Below are 9,224 nucleotides of genomic sequence, written 5' to 3' on the forward strand. Positions count from 1 at the left end.
GCCCCCGCGCATCCGGAGTGGCAGGAAGAGCAGCCTTTCAAGGCCGTGCTCACGGGCGACCTGGGGGCACTGAAGGCCAGCGGCATGGATGGCGTGACCAAGCTGCTGGCCGCCACCCATGCGAACATGACCATCACGGAATTCGAGCGGATCGTCAGCGACTGGATCGCCTCCGCGCGCCACCCCCGCTTCGACCGGCTCTATACCCAGGTCATCTACCAGCCCATGCTGGAGCTGCTGGACTACTTGCGGGCCAACAGCTTCAAGACCTTCATCGTCTCCGGCGGCGGCATCGATTTCATGCGCCCATGGACCGAGCGCGTCTACGGCATCCCGCCGGAACAGGTCATCGGGTCGCAGATCGCCATGAAATACGAGGTGAAGAACGGCACGCCCGTGCTGATGCGCGAGCCGGAGATCGCCTTCATCGACGACAAGGCGGGCAAGCCCGCCGGCATCCAGCGACATATCGGGCGCCGGCCCATCCTCGCCTTCGGCAATTCGGACGGCGACTACCAGATGCTCGAATGGACGACCGCCGGTGCCGGCAGGCGCTTGGGACTCATCCTCCACCACGACGACGGCGAGCGGGAGTACGCCTACGACCGGGAGAGCCATGTCGGACGTCTCTCCAAAGGACTCGACGACGCCAGTTCCAAGGGCTGGACCCTCGTCTCTATGAAACGCGACTGGAGCCGGGTCTTCCCGCCCGCACCCGAGGTCTTGCCGAGCACACCTGACGGTCGTCATGAGTAAGATTTCGATCGCTTGGCTGGTCGCCCTCGGACTCTTCATTGGAATCCTGATCCTGCTGGAGGTAGGCCGGCGGATCGGTGAACGACGTCTCAGGCGCGACCCCGACGGGGCCCGCGCCGGGACGGGCGCCGTCGAGGGGGCGATCTTCGGTCTGGTGGGGCTGCTGATCGCCTTCACCTTTTCCGGGGCCGCCTCGCGCTTCGATGACCGCCGTGAGCTCATCGTGCAGGAGACCAATGCCATCGGCACCGCCTACCTGCGGCTCGATCTGCTGCCCGAAGGCGCGCGCGAGACCATGCAGGAGCGCTTCCGGCGGTATCTCGACGCGCGCATTGAGGGCTATCGCAAGCTGCCGGATGTCGAGGCGGCGCGGGTGGTGCTGACCCAGGCCAATGCCATGCAGGGCGAGATCTGGACTGCCGTGCTTGCCGCCGCCCACCGCGAGGGTGCCTCGCCGGACGCGCTGAAGCTTCTGCTGCCGGCACTCAACGACATGTTCGACATCACGACCACACGAACCAACGCGACCGCGATCCACCCGCCAATGATCATCTACGGCATGCTGGTCATCCTGACGCTGGCCTCGGCGCTCATGGCCGGCTACGGCATGGCCGGCAGCAAGGGGCGCCCCTGGCTGCACATCTTCGGCTTCGCCATCGTAATGGCCCTTGCGGTCTACATCATCATCGACATCGAGTACCCGCGCCTCGGACTGATCCGGGTCGAGGGCTTCGATCAGGCGTTGATGAATCTGCGGGCCGGCATGAAGTGATTCGCCCTGATTTCTCTTAAGTTGCTCGAAACTCGTCTTTCGGCACTCGCACTTGCCCGGAATGACTCCGCAGGTGGATCGGATGGCTCGGAATCTGTGATCTCAAGAGGTACCAAATGAGACTGATACAAACGCGGATCGCCTTGGCCACCGGTTTCCTGCTGGCGCTTCCCGCTGCCCACGCCAACGATGCTGCGGCCCTCGCTAAGGAGCTGTCCAATCCCGTGGCTGCGCTGATCAGCGTGCCCTTGCAGTCGAATTGGGAGCAGAACATCGGGCCGGACGACCGGGGCAGCCGCTACACGCTGAACCTCCAACCGGTGATTCCGATCTCTATCGGCGAGGATTGGAACCTGATCTCCCGCACCATCCTGCCGGTCGTCGATCAGTGGGGCATCGTTCCGGGCGCCGACAGTCAGTTCGGCCTCTCGGATACGGTGCAGAGCCTCTTCTTCTCGCCCAAGGCGCCGACCGCCAGCGGGCTAATTTGGGGTGCCGGTCCAGTGTTCCTGCTGCCAACCGCCACCGATGAACCGTTGGGAAGCGAGAAATGGGGCGCCGGCCCGACCGCCGTCGGACTGGTCCAGAAAGGCCCCTGGACTTTGGGCCTGTTGGCAAATCATATCTGGTCTTTCGCCGGGCCGCGCGACCGCGCCGACATCAACGCCACCTTCATCCAGCCCTTTGTCACCTACACCACACCCACCGCCTGGACCTTCACGCTCCAGACCGAATCCACCTACGACTGGGAGGGCGAGCAATGGAACGTGCCCATCGCCGTCCAGGTCGCCAAGTTGACCAAGATCGGCGGGCAACTGGTGCAGTTCCAGGCCGGCCCGCGCTATTACGCGGCGAGCACGGACACGGGCCCCGCGGGCTGGGCCTTGCGATTCAATGTCGTGCTGTTGTTTCCGCAATAGGGATGCTTAGGCGACTGTTTATGCCGAATGGTGCCCGAGGTCCGGGCGCTGTTGCCACCCCCTTTGCCAACCATAGAGGCGCTTCCCCATGAGATGGCTGATCGCAGCCCGCGCGACTCAAAGAAGCACGTTCCTGGGCCATGCGGCAGGCGGCCTCGGCCTCGTCTTCTGCGCGCTCGTCCCCTTGAGCGCGGCAGCCACCGAAGGCGGCACCAGTCACTACCTGCCCGGCGCGGTGGCGACGCTGATCGACTTGGCGCCGACCCAACCTGGCTGGGTGGTCGAGCCGGTCTACCTCCATTACCAGGGCGACGCGGGGACCAAAAGAACCCTTCCGGTCGCCGGCCTCGACGCCCTCGGCCTCAAGGCGACCCTCGACGCCCTGTTGATCGGTGGCTTCTATACCCTCGATCACAAGGTTCTGGGTGCGTATTACAGCGTCGGCGCCCTACTTCCCTACACCTGGATCACGGCAGAAGCGACGGTAGAGACCGTCATCGGGAACCTGCGGGTGCGGGACACCAAGGAGGGGCTTGGCGATGTGACGCTAATCCCGGTCATGCTCGGCTGGAAGGAGGGCTCCTGGCAATACGATTTTGCGCTCTCGGTCTATGCCCCGACCGGGGAATACGAGGTGGGCCGCCTGGCCAATCCCGGGCTCAACTACTGGAGCATCAACCCCATCGTCGGCGCCGCTTACAGCAACCCCAAGACCGGCTTCAACGCGGCCCTGCACGGCGGGGTCATGTTCAACACGCAGAACCCGGACACCGACTACCGAAGCGGCACGCTGGTGCATCTGGAGGGCAGCGTCCAACAGCTCATCCCCGCGGGGAAAGGCTTTCTCAGCCTGGGCCTCGAAGGCTTCTGGGTGGAGCAGGTGACCGCAGACAGCGGACAGCGTCCGATCCTCGGCGACTTCAAGGGCCGCACGGCCGGCCTCGGGCCGGTGCTGGGCTATGTGCTCCCTTTGGGTAAGCAGAATTTCGTCACCGAACTGCGGTGGCTCCGGGAGTTGGATACCAAAAACCGGCTCGAGGGGGACTACGTCTGGCTCAAGCTCGTCTATCAGTTTTGAGCCGGCGCGGGTTCCTCACACCTTGCCTACGGCGAACGCGATGCCATCCGCGACGGCGAAAGGCGTATACGCGGCGATTATCAAATCAGCGACCTGCGCGATGCCACGGCAGAGCGTCTGCAAGACCGACTGCATCATTGCAAGGTCCAGGGACTCGCCAAGGTCGATGGGGAGAAGTACCCCTACGAAGGGGGCGGCGCGCCCCCGCAGCTCATCGCCGGCAGCAATGGCGAGGCCGAGGTGGTGTTCAAGAACGACTGTGTCGTCTACTATGATCGTCGCGGGCGGGCGGACCAATGTATCGCCGAAATGCCAAGGCAACGAGGTAACCAAGGCCGATCAGGCGCTGCGCGCCTACCGCCGCGAGCCGGGTCTTTAGGTACTGCCGATAACGCCATTTTCGTTGTAGTTGTCGTTGTCGTTGTCGTTGTCGTTGTCGTTGTCGTTGTCGTTGTCGAGATTATCCTAGCGCCCCGGAATCTCGCGCGCCCCAACGTGCATCGCTTCTCCGATTACGATTACGATTTCGACAACGACAACGACAACGATTGTGTCTAGCGTGTCCTTGACTCGCTAACCCCTTGATATGGCACAATCCCTGATCCCAACCGAGGCCTCAGTTCCGCTATGAAATCACTCCCTTTCATCTTTCTCGTCTGGCTCGTTGCGGCGCTGCCGGTCCTGGCCGCCGATGGCATCCGCGAGGAGGCGGTGCACTTCAAGGCCGGGACCTCGGGCACCACGCTCAAGGGCCGCCTGCGCGGCGACCAGGACGTCGACTATGTGCTCGGGGCCAAGGCCGGGCAGCGGATGACGGTGGACCTGCACACGGACAATCCGCAAGCCTATTTCAATATCCTGCCCCCGGGGACCGACGAGGCCATCTTCGTCGGCAGCAGCGTCGGCAATCGCTTCACCGGCACCCTGCCGGCCGACGGCAACTACCGCATCCGGGTCTACCTGATGCGCCCCGCCGCCCGCCGCGGCGAGACGGCGAACTATCGGCTCGGTATCAAGATCGGCGGCGGCGCCCACGCGGGCGCCAGCGCCCCCAAGGGCGACTTCGCGGACAGCCTGGCCGGCGGCCCGGACTTCTGGCAGGTCACCGGCGTCCCCGCGAATGACCAACTCAACGTCCGGCGCAGCCCCTCGGCAAAGGCCGCGACCATCGTCGGTCTGCCCAACGGCGCCGTCCTGCGCAATCACGGCTGCGAGATCCACGGCGGCCAGCGGTGGTGTCGGGTCTCCATGCAGGACGACCCCGGCCGCCGCGGCTGGGTCGCCGGCCGCTATCTGCGCGAGTCGTCCAACTAGTCGCCCCCGGAGAGCCTGCGCAGGCGTGCGCCGCGACGCCGTGAAAGTCGCGCGGCGACGCTGTGGGAGCGGCTTCAGCCGCGACGAGGCCTCGCAAGCTGCCGCAACGCCGCAGGTTACCGCGGCCTCGCAGCGCATCGCCGCTGCAAGCCGCCCACCACGCACGCCTTTCATCTTGCGGGGTGGCTGCTGTTGCTCACGAACATGCCTTCGTCGCGATGATCTGGTGCGCGGGGCGGGTATCCACATCGGCCCGGCCATCGCGTTCAGGGCTGAAACCCCCGCAGCCGCAGGCTGTTGCTGACGACGAAGAGGCTGGAGACACTCATCGCCGCCGCGGCGATCATGGGGCTTAGGAGCCACCCGGTCAGCGGGTAGAAGACCCCGGCCGCCAATGGAATGAGGGCGACGTTGTAGGCATAGGCCCAGAAGAAGTTGAGCCGGATGGTGCGCAGTGTGCGCCGTGCCAGGGCGACGGCCGCGGCGACCGCGGTCAGGTCGCCGGTCATCAGGATGACCTCGCCGGCCTCCACGGCGATCTCGGTGCCGGTACCGATGGCGATGCCGACGTCCGACTGCACGAGCGCCGGGGCGTCGTTGATACCGTCGCCGACGAAGGCGACCCGATGGCCCTGGGCCTGGAGACGCTTGACCTCGGCCGCCTTGTCGCCGGGCAGGACCTCACTGATGACGCGCTCGATGCCGACCTGCCGGGCGACCGCCTCGGCGGTGCGGCGACCGTCGCCGGTCAGCATGGTCAGGGTCAGTCCCAGCGCGTGCAGTCGGGCGAGCGCCATGCGGCTGCTCGCCTTGATGGGATCGGCCACCGCCAGCACCGCCAGCAGTTGGCCATCGGCCGCCAGATAAATCGGGGTCTTACCGTCGGCGCCCAGATGTCCCGCCAGGTCGGCCGCAACCGCGAGTTCAACCCCCAGTCGCTCCATGAAGCGGGCGGCGCCGACCGCGACCCGGCGGCCCGCGACCTGGGCCTGGATGCCGAAGCCGGGGACGGCCTCCAGGTCGGCCGCCGGTGCCGACACCAGCCCCCGCGCCCGTGCGGCCGCGACGATGGCCGCGCCGATCGGGTGCTCGCTGTGGACTTCCACGGCGGCGGCCAGGGCCAGGGCGGCGTCCTCGTCCGTGCCGAAGGCGGTGAGATCGGTCAGGGCCGGTCGACCCTCGGTCAGGGTCCCGGTCTTGTCCAATACCACTTGGTCCACCCGCGCCAGGGTCTCCAGGGCGGCACCGCGACGGAACAGGATCCCCAGGGCCGCGCCGCGGCCGGTGCCGACCAGGATGGCCGTGGGCGTGGCGAGCCCCATGGCGCAGGGGCAGGCAATCAGCAGGACGCTCACGGCGGTGACGAAGGCGTAGCTCAGCGCGGGCGCCGGGCCCAGCCACAGCCAGCCCAGGAAGGTCAGCAGGGCCGCCCCCATGACCAGGGGGACGAAGACCGCCGCGATGCGGTCGGCCACCCGCTGGATCGGCAGCTTGCCGGCCTGCGCCTGCTCCACCAGCCGAACGATCTGGGCCAGCACCATGTCCGCACCCACGCGGGTGGCACGGTAGCGGAAGGCCCCGGTCTGGTTCACCGTCGCACCCAGCACCGCGTCCCCGGGGGCCTTGCGCACCGGCAACGGCTCGCCGCTGATCATGGATTCATCGACATAGCTCCCGCCCTCGGTCAGGGTCCCGTCCACCGGGATACGCTCGCCGGGCCGCACGGCCAGCAGGTCCCCGGGGACCACCGCCGCGGCCGGGATCTGCGCCTCCCCGTCCGGGCGCACCACCCGGGCGGTCTGCGGTTGCAGGCGCACCAGACGGCGGATGGCCTCGGAGGTGCGGCCCTTGGCCAGGGCCTCCAGGGTCCGCCCCAGCAGGATCAGGGTGACGATGACCGCCGCCGCCTCGAAATAGAGGTGGGCGGTACCGGCGGGAAAGTATCCGGGCAGCGTCAACGCGGCGACCGAGTAGAGATAGGCGGCCAGGCTGCCGATCATCACCAGGGCGTTCATGCCGGGGGCCAGGTGCCGCAGTTCAGTCCAGCCGGCGCGCAGGAAGCGCCGCCCCGCCCACAGCAGGACCGGGGTCGCCAGGGCGAATTGCACCCAATCCCAGAGGGGCGCGGGCTGCTGCGCGTGCGGGGCCCAGCCGAGCCAAGGCCCAAGCCCATGCAGCAGCATGGGTCCCATGCTCAGAAGCAGCAGCGGGACCGTGAAGACGACGGCCACGCCGAGGTCGCGTCGCAACCCGGCGAGCGCCGCTGCCTGCCGCGACTGGGGCAGGTCCGGGGCCGCGCCCCCTGGCGGCTCCGCCGCGGGGACAATCGGCGTATAGCCCGCCGCGCCGATGGCCGCGACGATGCCCTCGGGACTCAGAGTGTCCGGGAGATACCGGACCGTCGCGGCCTCGGTGCTCAGGTTGACCGTGGCGTCGATCACTCCCGGCAGGGCGCGGACGGCGCGCTCCACCCGCGCCACGCAGGCGGCGCAGGTCATGTCGGCGACCCCAATCGTCGCGGTTGCCGACACCGGTTCGTAACCGGCACCCCGGACGGCCTCAAGCAACCGCGGGACATCCACCCGGTCGCCCTGCACCACGGCGGTCTCCGCCGCCAGGTTGACCGCGGCGGCCGTGACCCCGGGCTGACGGGCCAGCACCCGCTCCACCCGCGCCACGCAGGAGGCGCAGGTCATGCCGTTGACGCCGAAGCGGATTTCCTGGCTCATGTTAAGCTCCTCGCGGGTTGCCGACGACCCGCGCCAGGTCGCCGTTACGCCGCGTCAGCGGCAAGACTGTTCTCCTAGTAAATCACTTTTCTCGGATCAGTGGAGCGCCTAAAGTAGGGACACCCTAATGACGACCCGGCCCCCCGGCCGGAACCACCACCGGGCGCAACCCAATGACCCCGATGACACGCTACACCTGGCCCGCGATGACGGCCCACTGGCTGATCGCCGCCCTGATCCTGGTCGCCCTGCCGCTCGGCTGGTACATGCACGACCTGCCGCTCTCCCCCACCAAGCTGCGGCTCTATTCCTATCACAAGTGGATCGGCGTGACCGTGCTCCTGCTGTTCGTGCCGCGCCTGCTGATCCGGCTGCGGTATCCGCCGCCCGCACCTTTGCCGGCCCCCGCCTGGCAGCAGCGCATGGCCACCCTGACCCACGGCGCACTCTATCTGCTGATGGCGGCCGTGCCGCTGTCCGGCTGGCTGATGAGTTCGGCCAAGGGCTTCCCGGTGGTCTATCTGGGTGTCCTGCCCCTGCCGGACCTGGTGGTCCGGAACCCCGCGCTCGGCGATTGGTTGAAAGCGGCGCACGAGACCCTGAGCTTTACCCTGCTTGGGCTCATCGTGCTGCATGTCGCCGCCGCCCTCAAGCACCAATTGATCGAGCGCGACGGGACCCTGTGGCGGATGCTGCCCTTGGGCAAGTTGCGGAGCGCGCACGCCGAGAAGGCACAGTTTGGCCGCAAGTGAACGCCAAGAGACGCAAATGATCCATAACTCGCCGGGGCGGGACGCCCTGGCTCCCACTGCTGAGGACCACCAGATGCTTGCCTTACCGCGAAACCGCCTCACCGCCCTCGCATCCGCCCTCCCCGGCCTGCTGCTCGCCTTGGGCCTGGGCAGCGCCCAGGCCCTGGAGTTCAACCAGGTCCAGGCCGATCAGAGCAAGGTCAGTTTCGTCTCCCGGCAGATGGGCGTGCCGGTCGCGGGGACCTTCGCCAAGTTCAGCGGCACCCTCGCCTTCGACCCCGCCCAACCGACCCTGGCCGCGGCCCGCGTCGCGATCGATCGGGCCGGCATCGACGCCGGCTCCCAGGAGGCAAACGACGAGGTCGTCGGCAAGCAATGGCTCAATGTGAAGGCCTTCCCGAGCGCCCAATTCGTCGCGACCAGCGTCGAGGCACGCGGCGAGAAAGGCTATACGGCCGTCGGCAAGCTCACGATCAAGGGCCAGACCCGGGAGGTCAGGGCCCCGTTCAGCTTCCGGCAGGAGGGCAACACCGGCGTCTTCGACGGCGGCTTCGTCCTCAAGCGCCTGGACTTCGGGATCGGCGAAGGCCCCTGGTCCGATGTGAGCACGGTTGCCGACGAGATCGAGATCAGGTTCCACGTCGTCGCTACCGCGGCCAAGCAATAGGTAACGAGTCAAGAACAGGTTAAACACAACACAATCGTTGTCGTTGTCGTTGTCGTTGTCGTAATCGTAAAACGATGCCATCTGGCGTTCAAGACAATCCTGGACGCTACGATAATCTGGCCTCGATCATCGTTCCGGCCACCGCGGTGTGTCGGTCGGCCTTCAGGCCGACCGACTGGGAGCGCCGCACCCCAGTGCGGCCCGGCCTGTCCGCAGCACGCAACGCAGCGGTCGCC

11 protein-coding genes are annotated in these 9,224 nt (G+C 67.1%); 7 read left to right on the top strand and 4 right to left on the bottom strand.

The genetic code is table 11. The annotated features are described in order from the left end of the window. The 4 genes from QZY48_RS20420 to QZY48_RS20435 all read left to right on the top strand — a co-directional run. Window positions 1-756, top strand: a 756-nt coding sequence (locus QZY48_RS20420; RefSeq protein ID WP_295434619.1) for an HAD family hydrolase, incomplete at its 5' end; no start/stop codon positions are given. After that, window positions 749-1,528: a DUF4239 domain-containing protein gene (locus QZY48_RS20425; protein ID WP_295434621.1), complete on the top strand. Its 780-nt coding sequence runs from the start codon at window positions 749-751 to the stop codon at window positions 1,526-1,528. The genes QZY48_RS20420 and QZY48_RS20425, both read left to right, overlap by 8 nt. A gap of 116 nt (window positions 1,529-1,644) precedes the next feature. After that, window positions 1,645-2,448: a transporter gene (locus tag QZY48_RS20430; RefSeq protein WP_295434623.1), complete on the top strand. Its 804-nt coding sequence runs from the start codon at window positions 1,645-1,647 to the stop codon at window positions 2,446-2,448. Between the two features lie 88 nt (window positions 2,449-2,536). Further along, on the top strand, window positions 2,537-3,526 hold the full coding sequence (locus QZY48_RS20435; protein WP_295434625.1) for a transporter: 990 nt from the start codon (window positions 2,537-2,539) through the stop codon (window positions 3,524-3,526). 15 nt (window positions 3,527-3,541) lie between these two features. On the opposite strand, the gene QZY48_RS20440 is transcribed toward QZY48_RS20435, so the two are convergent. Next, a complete protein-coding gene (locus QZY48_RS20440) occupies window positions 3,542-3,847 on the bottom strand; it encodes a hypothetical protein (RefSeq protein WP_295434627.1) in 306 nt (101 codons plus the stop codon). Further along, window positions 3,796-4,020: a hypothetical protein gene (locus tag QZY48_RS20445; RefSeq protein WP_295434629.1), complete on the bottom strand. Its 225-nt coding sequence runs from the start codon at window positions 4,018-4,020 to the stop codon at window positions 3,796-3,798. Before QZY48_RS20445 ends, QZY48_RS20440 begins: the two co-directional genes overlap by 52 nt. Before the next feature lie 133 nt (window positions 4,021-4,153). Here QZY48_RS20445 and QZY48_RS20450 point away from each other — a divergent pair, with 133 nt between their 5' ends. Next, complete coding sequence (locus QZY48_RS20450; protein WP_295434631.1) at window positions 4,154-4,840, top strand: SH3 domain-containing protein; 687 nt, start codon at window positions 4,154-4,156, stop codon at window positions 4,838-4,840. Window positions 4,841-5,106: 266 nt separating this feature from the next. Here the strand turns inward: QZY48_RS20450 and QZY48_RS20455 are convergent, their stop codons facing one another. Beyond that, window positions 5,107-7,569 carry a heavy metal translocating P-type ATPase gene (locus QZY48_RS20455; RefSeq protein ID WP_295434632.1) on the bottom strand — a complete coding sequence of 821 codons (2,463 nt, stop codon included), beginning with the start codon at window positions 7,567-7,569 and terminating at the stop codon, window positions 5,107-5,109. A gap of 173 nt (window positions 7,570-7,742) precedes the next feature. Between QZY48_RS20455 and QZY48_RS20460 the strand changes: the two genes are divergently transcribed. Further along, window positions 7,743-8,321 (top strand): cytochrome b, encoded by a 579-nt coding sequence (locus QZY48_RS20460; RefSeq protein ID WP_295434634.1) that lies wholly within the window; start codon window positions 7,743-7,745, stop codon window positions 8,319-8,321. Window positions 8,322-8,394: 73 nt separating this feature from the next. After that, window positions 8,395-8,988 (top strand): YceI family protein, encoded by a 594-nt coding sequence (locus tag QZY48_RS20465; protein WP_295434636.1) that lies wholly within the window; start codon window positions 8,395-8,397, stop codon window positions 8,986-8,988. An 8-nt stretch (window positions 8,989-8,996) separates the two neighbouring features. On the opposite strand, the gene QZY48_RS20470 is transcribed toward QZY48_RS20465, so the two are convergent. Continuing rightward, window positions 8,997-9,224: hypothetical protein (locus QZY48_RS20470; protein ID WP_295434639.1), on the bottom strand; the 228-nt coding region annotated here is incomplete at its 5' end.

The organism is uncultured Thiodictyon sp. (assembly GCF_903828115.1).
Classification (GTDB): domain Bacteria; phylum Pseudomonadota; class Gammaproteobacteria; order Chromatiales; family Chromatiaceae; genus Thiodictyon.